The sequence below is a fragment of the Mesorhizobium sp. LMG17149 genome (genome assembly GCF_024518695.1).
Taxonomy (GTDB): domain Bacteria; phylum Pseudomonadota; class Alphaproteobacteria; order Rhizobiales; family Rhizobiaceae; genus Mesorhizobium.
The window spans coordinates 304,215-319,941 of the sequence record NZ_JANIFL010000007.1; the positions used below are offsets into that span (position 1 = coordinate 304,215).

Annotated in this window: 14 protein-coding genes; 8 read left to right on the forward strand and 6 right to left on the reverse strand. The window is 63.4% G+C overall.

All coding sequences use genetic code 11. The features are described from left to right. Positions 1-20 precede the first annotated feature (20 nt). From NP945_RS18745 to NP945_RS18775, 7 genes are all read left to right on the forward strand, one after another. Complete coding sequence (locus tag NP945_RS18745) at positions 21-1,151, forward strand: ABC transporter permease (RefSeq protein WP_127382043.1); 1,131 nt, start codon at positions 21-23, stop codon at positions 1,149-1,151. Between the two features lie 38 nt (positions 1,152-1,189). Then, positions 1,190-2,131, forward strand: coding sequence for a D-ribose ABC transporter substrate-binding protein (locus tag NP945_RS18750; RefSeq protein WP_013533072.1), 942 nt, complete (start codon positions 1,190-1,192; stop codon positions 2,129-2,131). Between the two features lie 96 nt (positions 2,132-2,227). Then, entirely contained in the window at positions 2,228-3,787 is a 1,560-nt protein-coding gene (locus NP945_RS18755) for an FGGY-family carbohydrate kinase (protein ID WP_256747189.1), read from the forward strand. After that, a complete protein-coding gene (locus NP945_RS18760) occupies positions 3,784-5,301 on the forward strand; it encodes a glycerol-3-phosphate dehydrogenase (protein ID WP_256747190.1) in 1,518 nt (505 codons plus the stop codon). Before NP945_RS18755 ends, NP945_RS18760 begins: the two co-directional genes overlap by 4 nt. Beyond that, positions 5,301-6,239: a sugar phosphate isomerase/epimerase gene (locus NP945_RS18765; RefSeq protein WP_127318206.1), complete on the forward strand. Its 939-nt coding sequence runs from the start codon at positions 5,301-5,303 to the stop codon at positions 6,237-6,239. The genes NP945_RS18760 and NP945_RS18765 overlap by 1 nt, the downstream gene beginning before the upstream one ends. A 57-nt stretch (positions 6,240-6,296) precedes the next feature. Continuing rightward, complete coding sequence (locus NP945_RS18770; RefSeq protein ID WP_127269794.1) at positions 6,297-7,064, forward strand: triose-phosphate isomerase; 768 nt, start codon at positions 6,297-6,299, stop codon at positions 7,062-7,064. A gap of 33 nt (positions 7,065-7,097) precedes the next feature. Further along, a complete protein-coding gene (locus NP945_RS18775) occupies positions 7,098-7,535 on the forward strand; it encodes an RpiB/LacA/LacB family sugar-phosphate isomerase (RefSeq protein WP_013533067.1) in 438 nt (145 codons plus the stop codon). Between the two features lie 25 nt (positions 7,536-7,560). On the opposite strand, the gene dhaL is transcribed toward NP945_RS18775, so the two are convergent. The 4 genes from dhaL to oiaX form a co-directional block, all read right to left on the reverse strand. Continuing rightward, positions 7,561-8,202 (reverse strand): dihydroxyacetone kinase subunit DhaL, encoded by a 642-nt coding sequence (gene dhaL, locus NP945_RS18780; protein WP_127269792.1) that lies wholly within the window; start codon positions 8,200-8,202, stop codon positions 7,561-7,563. 27 nt (positions 8,203-8,229) lie between these two features. Further along, complete coding sequence (locus NP945_RS18785; protein WP_256747191.1) at positions 8,230-9,237, reverse strand: dihydroxyacetone kinase subunit DhaK; 1,008 nt, start codon at positions 9,235-9,237, stop codon at positions 8,230-8,232. 130 nt (positions 9,238-9,367) lie between these two features. Beyond that, positions 9,368-10,702 (reverse strand): four-carbon acid sugar kinase family protein, encoded by a 1,335-nt coding sequence (locus NP945_RS18790; RefSeq protein ID WP_256747192.1) that lies wholly within the window; start codon positions 10,700-10,702, stop codon positions 9,368-9,370. A 4-nt stretch (positions 10,703-10,706) separates the two neighbouring features. After that, complete coding sequence (gene oiaX, locus NP945_RS18795; protein ID WP_256747193.1) at positions 10,707-11,957, reverse strand: 3-oxo-isoapionate-4-phosphate decarboxylase OiaX; 1,251 nt, start codon at positions 11,955-11,957, stop codon at positions 10,707-10,709. Between the two features lie 174 nt (positions 11,958-12,131). On the opposite strand from oiaX, the gene NP945_RS18800 reads away from it, so the two are divergent. Beyond that, complete coding sequence (locus NP945_RS18800; protein ID WP_127318194.1) at positions 12,132-12,845, forward strand: transcriptional regulator NanR; 714 nt, start codon at positions 12,132-12,134, stop codon at positions 12,843-12,845. Positions 12,846-12,855: 10 nt separating this feature from the next. Here the strand turns inward: NP945_RS18800 and NP945_RS18805 are convergent, their stop codons facing one another. Together NP945_RS18805 and NP945_RS18810 are read right to left on the reverse strand one after the other, a co-directional pair. Further along, positions 12,856-14,694, reverse strand: coding sequence for a hypothetical protein (locus tag NP945_RS18805; protein WP_256747194.1), 1,839 nt, complete (start codon positions 14,692-14,694; stop codon positions 12,856-12,858). Next, positions 14,691-15,725, reverse strand: coding sequence for a Gfo/Idh/MocA family protein (locus tag NP945_RS18810; protein WP_256747195.1), 1,035 nt, complete (start codon positions 15,723-15,725; stop codon positions 14,691-14,693). The genes NP945_RS18805 and NP945_RS18810 overlap by 4 nt, the downstream gene beginning before the upstream one ends. Positions 15,726-15,727 lie beyond the last annotated feature (2 nt).

The window sequence follows — 15,727 nt, forward strand, 5'->3', positions numbered from 1 at the left end:
GAATCTCGGAGCCCAGACCCATGACCGACGTCAGCCAGGCCAGAAAACAGTCCAGTCCAAGCGCGAGCGAAGGCTTCGATCTCGCCAAGTTGCTGCTCGAGGGCCGGGCCTTCTTTGCCCTGATCGTCATCATCGTCGTCTTCTCGATCCTGTCGCCCTACTACCTCTCGGTGGCGAACTTCCTGACCATGGCTTCGCATGTCGCCATCTTCGGAATCCTCGCGATCGGCATGCTGCTCGTCATCCTCAATGGCGGCATCGATCTGTCGGTGGGGTCGACACTGGGTTTGGCCGGCGTCGTTGCCGGATTCCTGATGCAAGGGGTGACGCTGACCTGGCTGGGCGTCGTTCTCTATCCGCCGGTCTGGGTGGTTGCGGTGCTGGCCTGCATGCTGGGCGCGGTCGTCGGGCTGATCAACGGCGTGCTCATTGCGCGCTTCAAGGTTCCGGCGTTCGTCGCCACGCTCGGCGTCATGTACATGGCGCGCGGCCTGGCGCTGCTGATGACCAGCGGCCTGACCTATAACAATCTCGGCGGCAAGCCGGAGCTCGGAAACACCGGCTTCGATGCGCTTGGCTTCAACCGCTTGTTCGGCGTGCCGACGGGCGTCGTGGTTCTCGTGGTCATCGCGCTGATCGGCAGCATCGTGTTGAACCGCACCGCCTTCGGGCGCTGGCTCTACGCCTCGGGCGGCAACGAGCGCGCGGCCGAACTGTCCGGCGTTCCGGTCAAGACGGTGCAGATTTCGGTCTATGTGCTGTCAGGCATCTGCGCCGCTATTGCCGGCCTGATCCTGTCATCGCAGTTGACGTCGGCGGGACCGACCGCGGGCACCACCTACGAATTGACGGCCATCGCGGCCGTCGTCATCGGCGGCGCGGCACTGACCGGCGGCCGTGGCAACATCCGCGGAACCCTGCTCGGGGCCTTCGTCATCGGCTTCCTGTCCGACGGTCTGGTGATCATCGGCATCTCATCCTACTGGCAGACAGTGTTCACGGGCGCGGTCATCGTGCTCGCCGTGCTCCTCAATGCCGTTCAGTATCGCCGCCGTAGCAAGCTCCCAAGCGCGACAGGTGGCCAACCGACTTCTCAGAAACGGGGGAAGGCCGAACCGGCCAATCCTGCCCAAGGGAAGACTGCCAGGTGAACTGGCAGCAACACCGCGTAATCATTGGAGGAATGTACATGAAAACCATGCTGAAAAGTCTGCTCGCCGCCGCGATGGTCGTCGGGTTCACGGCCGCCGCGTCAGCCGCGGGCCTGATCTCGATCATCGTCAACGATCCGGCCAACCCCTACTGGCTGACTGAGGGCAACGTCGCCAAGGCCGAGGCCGAGAAGCTTGGCTATACAGCCAATGTCGGCGCCCACAAGGGCGATACCAATACCGAAAGCAATTTGATCGACACCGCCATCACCAACAAGTCGGTGGCGATCATCCTCGATCCGGCCAACGCTGACGGCTCTGTCGGTGCGGTGAAGAAGGCGATTGCAGCCAACATCCCGGTGTTCCTCGTCAATGCCGAGATCAATCAGGAAGGCCTCGCCAAGGGTCAGCTCGTTTCCAACAACGCGCAAGGCGCTGCTCTCGGTGCCCAGCAGTGGGTGCAGGCCGTCGGCGAAAAGGGCAAATATGTCGAACTGCTCGGCGCCCCGTCTGACAACAACGCCGCTACGCGCTCGAACGGTTACGCGACTGTGCTGAGCCAGTACCCGGATCTCGAAAAGGCTGCTTCGCAGGTCGCCAACTGGGATCGTACCCAGGGCCACGACAAGATGCAGAGTATGCTGCAGGCCAATCCCGACATCATCGCCGTGATCAGCGGCAATGACGAGATGGCGCTTGGCGCGGTTGCGGCGCTGAAGGAAGCCGGCAAGCTCGCCGGCATCAAGGTCGGCGGCTTCGACGGCTCCCCGGATGCGGTTGCGGCGATCAAGTCCGGCGAACTGCAGTACACCGTGCTTCAGCCGGTCGCCATCTTCTCGGCCAAGGCCGTGCAGCAGGCGGACTCGTTCATCAAGACCGGAGCCACCGGCGCGGCGACCGAGAAGCAGCTGTTCGATTGCCTTCTCATCACCAAGGACAATGTCGACAAGTACACCGCTCCCTTCGTCCTGTCGGAATGAAACCAGCACAGGGGGTGTCCTTGCGGACACTCCCTGCCTCTTCTACGAAATGACTACCCTCGTGAACGGCCTTCGCAACCAACCGGAATTTGCGGCATGAAAGACCTGCTGATCGGCATCGACGCGGGAACGTCGGTGATCAAATCGATCGCTTTCGACCTGTCCGGGCGGCAGCTCGCCATGACGTCGGTGCCCAACAGCTTCGTCACGCTGGAAGGCGGCGGCGCCGAGCAGGACCTCGACCAGACCTGGCGCGACATGGCGCGGACCGTTCGCGATCTCGCGGCCAAGGTTCCCGACCTCGCGCAACGAACCGCAGCGGTGGCCATCACCGGGCAGGGCGACGGAACCTGGCTGATCGATGGCGAGGGCTTGCCTGTCTCGCGCGCCTGGCTGTGGCTCGATGCCCGCGCTGGACATTTGGTGGACGAGATGCGCGCCGATCCCCGGGATCGCAGGCGGTTCGAGTTGACCGGCACGGGTCTCAATTCCTGCCAGCAAGGCGCCCAGCTTGCCTTCATGAAAAAAAACCATTCCGACATGCTGGAGCGGGCGGCGACCGCCCTGCATTGCAAGGATTGGCTCTACTTCAAGATGACAGGCGAACGCGCCACGGATCCCTCCGAGGGAACCTTCACCTTCGGCGATTTTCGGTCGCGCAGCTATTCCGACGAAGCCCTCGACATCCTGGATCTGACGACGCATCGCCGCCTGTTGCCTCCCATGCTCGAAGGCACCACCGACCATCATCCGTTGTCGCGATCGGCGGCGGCAGAGACCGGCCTGCTCGAAGGCACCCCGGTGGTGCTGGGTTACGTCGATATGGTCATGACGGCGCTCGGAGCCGGCCTCTATGATCCCTCGGGCAATGTCGGCTGCACGGTCATCGGCTCGACCGGCATACACACGCGCTTCGCAGCCACGCCCGACGATGTCGTGCTGAACGACGATGGCTCCGGCTACACGATTGCCATGCCTATTCCGGGCGCCTTTGCACAATTGCAATCCAACATGGCGGCGACGCTCAACATAGACTGGGTGCTTGGCCTTGCGCGCGACGTGCTCGCCACGGCTGGCGGCAAGCCTTCTCATGACGAGTTGCTGAAGGCCCTCGACGCTTGGGTGGAAGCATCGGAGCCTGGTTTGCTGATCTACCAGCCCTACATATCGCTGGCCGGTGAAAGAGGACCGTTCGTCGATCCTGACGCACGCGCTGGCTTCATCGGCCTTTCGGTCAGGCACGGGTTTGGCGATCTGGCACGCGGCATCCTCGAGGGACTGGCCTTCGCCGCACGTGATTGCTACCAGGCGATGGGCGCCGTGCCGGGCGAAATCCGCCTGTCGGGCGGCGCCGCGCGCAGCCCGTCCCTACGCCGCATCATCGCAGCGGCGACAAGGGCACAGGTGCGCACCAGCAGTCGCCAGGAAGCCGGCGCGGCAGGCGCCGCGATGATGGCCGCGGTCGGCCTCGGCGTCTATGGCTCGATGGAAGACTGCGCCGCCGAATGGGTGACGCCGCTTCTCGGCGACTGCGATGCCTATGACGAGGCGCTTTCGCAAACCTACGATGCCCTTTTCCCTTCCTTCGTTGCAGCGCGTCAGGCGCTTCGGCCGGTGTGGAAGGGCATGGCGCACCGCACAGGAGCAAGATCTTGAGCAATACAACAGATGTCGTCGATCTCTTCGTGATCGGCGGCGGCGTCAATGGAGCCGGCATAGCGCGTGATGCGGCAGGTCGCGGGCTGTCCGTCATCCTGTGCGAAAAGGACGATCTCGCGCAAGGCACGAGCTCGCGCTCCGGCAAGCTGGTGCATGGCGGCCTGCGCTACCTCGAATATTATGAATTCCGGCTGGTTCGCGAAGCACTGATCGAACGCGAGGTGCTGCTCGAGGCGGCGCCGCACATCATCTGGCCGATGCGCTTCGTTCTTCCGCACAGCCCGCAAGACAGGCCGGCATGGCTGGTCCGGCTCGGGCTGTTTCTCTACGACCACCTTGGCGGCCGTAAACGCCTGACGGGGACAAGAACACTGAACCTCAAGACTGCGCCGGAAGGCGCGCCAATCAAGGACGAGTTCAAGCGCGGTTTCGAATATTCCGACTGCTGGGTCGACGATGCGCGCCTGGTGCTGCTCAACGCCCTGGATGCCAGGCAGCGCGGTGCCAGAGTGCTCACGCGCACCGCCTGTGTCGCGGCCCGCCGCGAAAACGGACTGTGGTCGATCGACATGCAGGATGGTCGCACGGGTGCGGAGACGAAGGTCCGGGCGCGGGCGCTGGTCAACGCGGCAGGCCCCTGGGTCAACGACATTGTCAGCCGCGTCGCCGGGCAGAATTCCACCCGCAATGTTCGTCTGGTGAAGGGCAGCCATATCGTCGTGCCCAAATTTTGGGAGGGGCGGCAAGCCTATCTCATTCAGAACAACGACAAGCGGGTGATCTTCGTCAATCCGTATGAGAACGATCTGGCGCTGATTGGCACCACCGACATTCCCTACGAAGGCAGGCCCGAGGAAGTGGTCGCCGAGGCCAGCGAAGTCGACTATCTGATCAAGGTGGTCAATCGCTATTTCAAGCGGCAACTGACGCCACAGGACGTGGTCTACAGTTTCTCGGGCGTGCGTCCGCTCTATGACGACAATGCCGACAATCCAAGCGCGGTGACGCGCGACTATATTTTCGAACTCGACGCCTCCAATGGCAACGCGCCGCTGCTTTCGGTGTTCGGCGGCAAGATCACCACCTTCCGCAAGCTGTCGGAACACGCGCTGGAAAAGATCCAGCCGTTTTTTCCGACGATGAAGAAAGCCTGGACAGCCAAAATTCCCTTGCCGGGAGGCGACCTGCCCAATGCGGACTTCGAGCAGTTCCTGAGCGATCTGCATTCCGAGTTTTCATGGCTCAGCCCGTCGCTGGTGAAGCATTACGCGCGAAGCTATGGCACCCGCGCCAGGCAATTGCTCGCTGGCGCACAGCGCGAGGCGGATCTCGGCCGCCGCTTCGGTCCCGACCTGTATGAGCGGGAGGCAAGGTTCCTGGCCGAGACCGAATGGGCCGGCACATCAGCCGATATTCTGGAACGCCGCACCAAACATGGCCTGCATCTCGATGCGGCCGAGCGGAAAGCATTCGAAGACTGGTTCGATAACATCATGGCGACGGCAGACTGATGGCCTTCACGCTTTCCCTCAACACCAATCCACTGGTCAACCGTTTCGCCGATCCGGACGATCTGATCGACGCGATCGCCTATGGCATCGGCATCCGCGACGTGCAGCTGACGCATGAATTCGTCAATCCGGGCTGGCCAGCGGCGACGATTGCCAAATTCCTGCGCCTGTTCAACAGCGCCTTGGCGCGGACCGGTGTCAGGATCACCTCCGGCATGACCGGACCCTACGGCCGGCTCAACCATTTCGGCCATCCGGATGCGGATGTCCGGCGCTACTATGTCGACTGGTTCAAGACCTTCGCCGACATTTCCGCGGAACTCGGTGCGTCGGGCATGGGCACGCAGTTCGCCATCTTCACCCACAAGGACTTTGACGATCCGCAACGGCGGGCGGCACTGCTCGATATCGCGCTCGAATGCTGGCGCGAGGTGGCCGAGCACGCCAAGGCGGCGGGTCTGTCCTATCTGTTCTGGGAGCCGATGTCGGTGGGCCGCGAGTTCGGCCACACGATCGAAAGCTGCGCCACGCTGCAAGGCGCCATCGATGCGGCGAAGCTGCCCATACCGATGAAGATGATGGTGGATATCGACCATGGCGACGTGACCTCGGCCGATCCTGCCGATACCGATCCCTATGCTTGGGCGAAAGCGTTTCCATTGCAATCGCCGATCATCCACATCAAGCAGTCGTCGATGAATAAGGGCGGGCACTGGCCGTTCACGGCCGCCTACAACAAGGATGGCCGCATAGTGCCGCAGAAGCTGCTGGACGCGGTTCGGCAGGGCGGTGGAACCGACAATGAAATTTGCCTTGAACTTTCCTTCAGGGAGAGGGAACCAGTCGACCATCAGGTTATCGAGATGATCCGCGAGTCGGTGGATTTCTGGGCCCCTCATATCGACAGCGGTCGCGACAGTCTCAAGCCCCGGACCTGAGCGAATACGTCGCCCGAAAGCCGGCTTCGGCCGCAAAAGTATCGAAGGAGAAGAAGAATGGCCCCATATTGGGTCGGCACGAGCTGGAAGATGAACAAGACGCTGTCGGAGGCGTTGCAGTTCGCCGATGCGCTGGCGGCCTTTGTGCCCGATTTCGATCTGGCAATACAGCCCTTCGTCATTCCGCCGTTCACCGCAGCGCGCCAGGTCAAGGCCGCGCTGGCCAACACCCGCGTCAAGATCGGTGCCCAGAACATGCATTGGGCCGATGCTGGCGCCTGGACGGGGGAGATCTCGCCGGTGATGTTGAAAGATTGCGGGCTGGATGTGATCGAACTCGGCCATAGCGAGCGCCGCGAGCATTTCGGCGAGGCCGATGCGACTGTGGGACTAAAAACGGCGGCCGCTGTCAGGCACGGTTTCGTGCCGCTGATCTGCGTCGGCGAGACGCTGGCTGAGCGTGAATCAGGCCGCGCCGAGGCGGTGCTGACGGCACAGGTTCTCGGCGCGCTGCAAGAGCTGAGCGGCGATCAACTGAAGGCGGAAATCCTCTTTGCCTACGAGCCCGTCTGGGCAATCGGCGAGAAGGGCATTCCCGCAAGCGCCGACTATGCCGACAGGCAGCAACAGCTGATCAAGAAGGTTGCCGCCGACCGGCTGCCGATTGCTCCACCTGTGCTTTATGGTGGCAGCGTCAATCCAGGCAACGCGGCCGAACTCATCGGCCAGCCGCATATCGATGGCCTGTTCATCGGCCGCTCGGCGTGGCAAGCGGAAGGCTATATCGACATTCTGAAAAAGGCGTCGGCCGCCATCGCGCGCTGACTGCCAAAAGACCTAGCAAAGGAGCTCATCATCATGAAGATCGCACTCGGAGCCGACAGCGCCGGCAAGCCGCTGCTCGACGTCATCGCCAAGCATCTCGCCACCAAGCCGGAACTGCAGGTCGTCGACCTAAGCCAGGCCGGATTCTACGCCGATATCGCCGCCTCGGTCGGCCACGAAATTCTCGACGGCAATTACGACCGGGCCATCCTGTTTTGCGGCACCGGCATCGGCGTCAGCATCTCCGCCAACAAGGTCCCGGGCATTCGCGCCGCATTGACCCACGACACCTATTCCGCCGAGCGCGCCGCCAAGTCCAACAACGCCCAGATCATCACCATGGGCGCCCGCGTCATCGGTCCCGAACTAGCGAAATCGATCGCCGACGCATGGTTGGCCTCGGAGTTCGATCCGAATGGCCCCTCCGCCACAAACGTGCAGGCCATCGACAAGCTCGACGCCAAGCGCTGAAAGACGCGGGGAACCCGTTACTGAGTTAACTGGTCAAGGCGACCCGCATCGCCTCGATCACGGTAACGGCGGACGCTGCGCCCGGGTCCATGTGGCCAAGCGAGCGTTCGCCGAGGCGCGATGCCCGGCCTTTCGTGGCGACCATCGACTTAGTCGCCTCCGCGCCTGCGTTTGCCGCTTGTGCAGCAGCTTCGAGACTGCCCGCCAGATCCTTGCCGGAGGTCAGCGCTTCGCCCGCTGCCTGCGCAGCCGGCGCCCATGCATCGATCATCGTCTTTTCGCCAGGCTCGGCCTTGCCGCGATCCTGAATGCCCTTGGCCATAGCCTGGAACAGGGCGACCACGTCCGAATCGTCGAGCGTCGTCTTGCCCTTGACGGCTGCCGCGCCCCGCATGAACGCGGTCGCATAGAGCGGCCCGGAGGAGGCGCCGACGGCATTCAGGAACGATTTGGCAGCGGTGTTCAGCAAGGTGGTCGGGTCGGTTGCCTCTGCATCCAGTGCGGCGACGGCATCGCGTGCAGCGGAAAATCCAAGCTCCATCGCGATGCCGTGGTCGGCGTCGCCGATAACCCCGTCAAGCGCGCACAGTCGGTCCCGGTCGGCGGACATGGCGGTTGCGATCGCCGCGAACATCGCGACAAGGTGGGCGGTGTCGATTGTCGTCATGTCTTAGTCCTTGCCACAGAAGTGGGTTTAGCCGGCGCGAAACATGGCGCAGTCGCAGGGGTGATCCAGCATCGTCTGCAACTCGCCGTCGAGTTGGTGCAGCGTGATCGATGCACCAGCCATTTCGAGCGAGGTGCAGTAATTGCCGACCCAGCTTGCGTGTATGGACACACCGATCTCATCGAGCCTCTGCTTCACGCGCCGGTTCATGATGTAGAGTTCCATCAGCGGCGTTGAGCCCAGCGAATTGACGAGCACCGCGACCATGTCGCCGCGCGTAGGCGCCATCTCGTCGAGGATCCTGTCCAGCATCTCGTCGGTGATCTCGTCGGCTGTTTTCAACTTTTCGCGCGCGATGCCCGGCTCGCCATGGATGCCCATCCCGATCTCCATCTCGTCCGGCCCGATCTCGAAATTCGGCCGGCGGGTCTGCGGCAGCGAACAGGGCGACAGCGCCACGCCCATGGTGAAGGTGTGGTCGTTGGCCTTGCCGGCGATGCGCTCGCATTCGTCGAAGGACAGCATCCGGTCGCAGGCGGCACCGGCCGCCTTGAAGATGAAGAAATTGCCGGCGACGCCGCGCCTCTTGTGCCGCTGGTCGCGCGGTGCCGAGGCGACGTCGTCGGTGCTCAGCACCGTGCGCACCTCGATGTCGTCCATGGCGGCCATCTCGGCTGCCATGTCGAAATTCATCACGTCGCCGGCATAGTTGCCGTACATGAACAGCACGCCGGCGCCGCCGCTGACTGCCTTTGCGCATTCGAGGATCGGGTCCGGCGGTGGCGAGGCGAAGACATTGCCGATGGCCGCCGCATCGGCCAATCCCTTGCCGACGAAGCCAAGAAAGCTCGGCTCGTGGCCCGAGCCGCCGCCAATGACGAGGCCCACCTTGCCCTGGCGCGGTCCGTCGCAGGCGATGATGGAGCGTGGGCTACCCTCCACGCTTTTGAGATGGCGGGGATGGGCTGCCAGGATGCCTTCCAGCATCTCGTCGACGGCGCGGTTGCCGGCATTGATGATCTTCTTGGTCTGCACCCGGCATCCTCCCGATTTCGGCATTTTCGCAGATAATACCGGGTGTTACCGGGATTTCCACCCGGCAAGGAGCATTTCGTGCGCAGAGGTGTTCCCGCAGGCTATCACCTGGACGTAGGCGTTAGTTGTTTCAACCGCCGAGGCCGTCGCGGATGGCTGAGAAATAGCGATCGGTTCCGACCTGGCCGCCCTTGAGCGCGACCTCCAAGCCGTCGATCGCCTTGACGCGCGCGTGAGCAACACAGAGCGGCGAACCCGGCGAAGCGGGCAGCGGCATGCGGATTGTCAGGGCATCGACACCCATCTCGCCCAGCGCGTGGCTCGACGTATCGCCGCCGGCAATGACCACGCGCCGCAGGCTCTGTTCGATCGTCAGGTCGCGAAGGATTTCTCCGAGTCCGCGGCCAAGCCTGTGGCGGGCGCCTTCCTGCCGGTCGATTTCGGCGCCCCTGTCGGCATCGGGGCCAAGCGCGGTGTAGAGGATGACGCTGCGCCCGGCTTGCAGACTGGCACGGCCGCTTGCCATTGCGCGCGCGATCGCCTGCTGCGAAGCCTCCGAAACCAGTTCGACTGGATCGACCTCGATGCCGTCGAAACCGTCGGTCAGGGCATGCCGGATCTGCCGTTCGGTGGTCGGCGAGCAACTTCCCGACACGACGGCTATCCGCTCGGCTGCGCCCGGTGGCGTGAAGCCATGTCCGGCGCTGACGATGCCATTCGACGCCCATTCGGCCAGCAACGCATACTCGACCCCGGACGAGCCGACGACAAAAGAACCGCTGGGCTTGCGAACGCGCCACAGCTCCTTGCCGGCAAGGGCCTGGGTTTCCAGATTGTCGACATCGACAAGCACGATGCCGGTGCCGTTTCCGATCATGCGATCGAACGCCACCGACCGCGACGCCGACTGCAGCGTCGCAAGGTCGACCAGCCCCGAGCTCAGCGCCGTCTGCCGCGACAGATGGATCAGCAGGTCCGACTCATCCATCGGCGTCGTCGGGTGGCGGCTCATCACCGGGTGGCGGTCGATGCGGAAATATTGGTCGCGATAGGCGGCGAACAGGTGCCCGAAGGCGGTGTAGCGCTTGAGCTGCGGCGCGCCGACCAGCAGCGGCACGCTGGCTTGCGCGAACACCGAGCGGCCGATCTCGGTGGCCCGGCCGATGCTGCCGATCGTCGGGCTGGAATCGAAGGTCGAGCAGACCTTGTAGTGACAAATCTCGGCATTCAGTGTCTTCAGCCAGGCAAAGGCATCGCGCAGATATGTGTCCATCCATCGCGGTGTCTCGCTGCGGCTGGTGCCGGCGAGGCCGATCGCCCGGCAATGGGCAAATCGTGAAAGCAAGGCATCGTCCGGCTGGCGCATGAACAGCACGGTCGGCACACCACCGAGCTCGAGCGCCTCCATCACATCGGTCGAGCCGGTCAGGTCGTCGCCGTAATAGCTGAGAAGCAGGTCCTGCATCGTCTCAGGCTGCCTTGCCGTCGCCGAATTTTTCGATCGACCGCGCCAGTTCGGGATGGTTCAGGGCGAAGTCCGCCAGCGGAATGCCGTCGACCGCCGCTTGCCAGGCTTGCTGCACGGCACGCACGCCGGCGCCCGGCCCGTCCGGATGGCTGACGATGCCGCCGCCGCAGAGATAGAGAAGATCGACCGTCCGGCCGGTCCGCGCATATGTCTCAGAAGCCTGGCCGCCCCACTGGCCAGAGCCCGCCACCGGCAAGGCGCAGTCCTCGGGTGAAAAGATCGGTGTCGTCACCGCCTTGAACGATTCGACGAAAGAGTCATCCGGTTCCCAGTATTTCGAGGCGATGCCGTTGATCTGGAATTGGTCGACGCCGAGCAGTCGCCAGAATTGCTGCCAGACCTTGAAGTCCATGCCTAGCCCGGGGTGCCGGGTGAGGATGTCCCAGCCGTTGCGGTGAGCATGCAGCACCAGACTGGAGCGCTTCCTCAGGAACGCCATGCCACCGAAGCCGATCGAATTGATGTTGATAACAGCGCAATTGCCGCCAGCCTTCGCCACCATATCGTGGTTGCGCATCATCTCATCGGGGTCGGCATGCGAGATGCCGAAGGCATACATCACCTTCTTGCCGGTCTTCTGCTCGTGGTCGAGGATCAGCGGCACGATCGCCTTCACTCGTTCCGACAGGGGCGAATAGGCCGGGCTCATCAGCTTCTCGTCGTCCTTGATGAAGTCGACACCGGCGGCGATCAGTTCCGCCACCATTGCCGCCGTCTCATGTGGCCGCAAGCCCAGCGCCGGCTTGACGATGGTGCCGATGATCGGACGATCCGTCACATTGGTCAGCCGACGGCTGCCGGCGACACCGAACTGGGGGCCGGGATGCGCGCCGCGATACTCCTCCGGCAATTTCATGTCGACGATGCGAATCCCGGTGAGGCCCTTGATCGAATAGGTGCCGCCGATGGCAATGGTCATCAGTGCCGAAAGGTCGGTGCCGATGGCATCGAATGGAAAGGCGATATCGACATCGGCGCGCCTGAACGGCCCGTTGCCGCTGTCGGGAAGCGACGGCCGCTCGGCATCGGCCAGAGGCCGTATCGCCAGCACGCGCGCCGCCACCCGGGCTTTCAGTTCCTCGGTCTCGCCGGGCAGCGCGACGAAGGTGCCGGTCGACTGATCGCTGGCGATCTTGGCCGCCAGGACTTCGATGCTTCCAGGCGTTTCGATGCGGTAGGTGAGCGTGATCATGGTCCGCTGTCTCAAGCCGAGGCGTTCGAAAAAGGTTCACCGGTGTTTCAAATCTGGTATAATGAGTACATAAGTATTGCAAGTCATATCCGGCAGCGGGATCGACAGACGGCAATTCCGGGAATTGTGGCGGCAGTGTTAGATAAGACCGGGTCAAGGGAGTGATTCGCGACGATGAACCGTTCGGAACCGATTGTCCGGCGCAAGCTTTCCGATGAGGTCTTCTTGCGGCTGAAACGCCTGATCACCAGCGGCGAGCTGATGCCGGGCGACGACATGCCGTCGGAGCGCGAACTGATGGAGCGCTTCGAGGTCGGCAGGCCGGCGATTCGCGAGGCGATGCAGGCGCTGAGCAATATGGGCCTGGTGGCGATCTCGCATGGCGAACGCGCCAAGGTGCTGCAACTCACCGCCAAGTCGATCATCAAGCAGGTCGACGGCGCCGCCAAGATCATCCTGTCGTCGTCGAAGGACACGCTTGAGCACCTGAAGACCGCGCGCATCTTCTTCGAGCGCGGCATGGTCAGGGAAGCCGCCGAAAAGGCCACCGCCGAGGATGTGCAGCGGCTCAGGGCCACCGTTGCCGAACAGCGCGGCTTTCGCGGCGATTCCGAAGCCTTCATCTCCGCTGACATGAAGTTCCATACACAGATCGCCGCCATCTCCGGCAATCCGATCTATATTGCCGTCAGCGAGGCGATGCTGGGCTGGCTGAAGGAATACCACACCGAAATGCTGATCTGGACCGGCAAGGAAAAGTTCACGCTGACCGAGCACGAAGAGATCATCGGCCGCATCGAGAAAAAGGATGCCGACGGCGCCGAGAAGGCGATGATCAAGCATCTCGAACGCTCGCGCGCGCTCTATGTGATGAATTCTGAAAAATGATCTCGGCGGTTCAGCCGATCCGAAGGATCGCGTAAGGCGTCATTGCGACCTGGCCTCGGCCAAAAGCTGAAATGTCGACCTGCACGTCTTCCGCCGTCAGGTTCGCCAGCCACGCGATTGTCTTGCCCGAGGCGGAGCGCCCGGCCAGCGCCAGCACCTTGGTTTCATCGCTCGTCCTTGCCGACACATGCGCAAGGCCGGCCAGCTCGCAAAGACCCTTGATGGGCTGGAAGATTGGCCGGTGTGATCCTTCCGCGACAGGTTCCCCTGATGAAGCGAGCACGCCGAAAGGTCCAGTGAAGCTGGAAAGTGTCAACATCTCCAGTCCGACCGGTGCGACACGCGCGGCATAGCCGATCGTCCATGCAGCAGCGAACTGACCGGTGTGGCGAGGATCGCTGTCGGCCATGGCAACGCGCTGTCCCCCGGGATTGGGCTTGGTCGCGCTGCCATAGGGGTTCTGGCGCATGGCAATCGTCGACGGGCCGATCCGATAGGGCTTTGCCCCGAAGATCGCCCGCGCCGATCGGGTGATGAAAGGCAGCGCCTCCAGCGATTGCATGATGCTGAGATCGTCGGCGGCATGCACGATCGGGCAAGTACAATGGGTGATGAAATCGAGCTGGTCCGCCGGCACGCGCTTGCGGTTGAGTTCGGTGAAGTAGCTGAACATGCCGCCGCCGAGGCGGATATCCGGAAAGGCGCGCCGCGCGGCCGCGTAAACGTCCTCGAGCGGCGGACAGTCCGGCCACGTGCTGCCCGGCGGTGTCGACTGCCGGTCGACCGAAGGCGACAGGGCAATGGCCGAGAGTTTTAGCCCGGCCTGGCGCACCAGGTCGGCGACACCTGACATCTCGGCGTCAAGATCGCCGGCGCACACAACGACGCATTCGAGGGTCGTTGCGGCAGCGTGGGCATTTGCGAGCCGGGCGAAAGCGCGCAAGGCGTCGAGCCCGTGGCCGCGCGTCGGATCGTAGTGAAACAGCAGCTGTTGTGGGCCGAGTGTCGTCAGCGTGGAGAGGTTCGCCAGTGCCGTCTCGACATCTTCGGGATAGATGACCACGCCGACATCCGGCAGCGTTGGCCCGGCTTCGCCGAGTTCGACGCGGACCGGTTCGCTGGCCACGGCGGCAGCCGGCGCTTTGCCTTCACCTGCGATGCGCAGGCTGATCGTCTGGCGCAGGGTTTGGCCGGCAGGCAGCACATAGGGCCAGGGCAGCGCCAGCGGTCGCACATAGGTCTTGTAGGAGGCGTCCGACCAGTTGCGCTGGTCCTCCATTTCGAAAGTATCGCCTTCCATCCGGCATTCGGCGGTGACGCCAGGCCGAACCTGATGGGTGATGGCGCGGATATCCTTGAAAGGCTGCCAGGGGTCTATCAGTTCGGGAAGCTTTGTCGCCTCCACGCTGCCGTCCGTATGCTCGACCTTGACCGGGCTGCCGGCGAGGTCGGCGATCGGGTGAAGGATGCAGAAGCCGCAGCGGTTGGTTTCGAAATCGCTCTCGGGAAGGGCGCTGACCTCGAAGACCAGACGGCCATCGGCGGAGCCTTTGATGGTGGCGCGGAAGCCGAGCCGGGTTCCATCGGGGGCCAGGCAGCTTGCCGAATAGCTGACCGAAAAAGCGTCGGCAGCCTGGTCGATGATCAGGTCCGTCAAATTTGGCTCATAGGTGCCCCAGTCGCGGTCACGCACGATATAGGCGACGGCGCGCAGCACTTCGGTGCCGCCATGGCTGATGGTGCGTAGATTGCCGTTGACGAAGTCGGCGCTAAGCGCGCCCGCGCGCAGCCTGATCGGCTCGGCTTCGACCGTACGCGTGCCGTAGAGCAGGAAGGCGTCGGCGGTCATTTCAGCGAGGCGTCGAGTTGCACCGGTTGCCGGCTCGCGGCACCGGCGTAAGCCGCCTCGACCAGCGCGAACGTCTTGAGATTGTCCGCGCCCGAGGTCGCCGGTTGTACGCCCTTTGCCAGGCAATCGACCCAGTGCTGCTGGATGGCGACGACGCTTTCCTGGATGTTGTGCCAAGGCCGCGACGCCCACGGCAGCAGCGGCGGCGAAACGTCGGTGACGGCCGTGCCGCTCTTGCCGGTGACGGTCAGCCGATATCCCTGCGCCAGCCGGATCGTGCCGTCGCTGCCGTCGATCTCGATCAGCGTCTCGGGAAACGGCTCCGTGGCGAGCTTCGTCGCGTAGCTGCAGTCGACCACCGAGGTAGCACCGCTGTTGTGATCCATCAGCATCGTCGCGACGTCCTCGCCCGATATGCCGGGGTTGATGCGCACCGTCCGCGTCGTGATCGTGGACACATCGCCGAGCAGGAAGCGGGCGATGTCGAGGATGTGGATGCCGAGATCCTCGATGATGAAGCGCCTTCCCGTCGCCAGATAGGGCTGGCCGGAAAACACGTCATAGGCGGAGCGGAAGGAGATGCGACCGAAGAAGGGCATACCGATCTCGCCGCTGTCGAGCACGGCGCGCACCGCCTGGATCGGCGACTGCCAGCGAAAATTCTCATGCACCATCAGCGGCACGCCGGCTTCCGCGCATGCCCCGACCATCGCCTTGGCATCGGCGAGCGTCGGCGCGAACGGCTTTTGGCAGATCACCGGAACGCGATGAGCGGCCGCCATTTCGACAAGCGGACGATGGCTGGGCGCGGTGGTGGCGATATCGACGAAGTCGAGGTTTTCGCCGGCAAAAAGTTCCCCCGCATCGGTATAGCGCTTCGCAATGCCGAATTGGTCGCCGACGATCCGCAACCGTTCCGGGTCACGGTCGCAGATGGCGACGATCGAGGCGCCCGCTATGTCGCGCCAGGCATGCATCTGGTTGACGGCAAAGAAGCCGCAGCCGATCAGCGCTCCTCGCAACTCCGCCATGC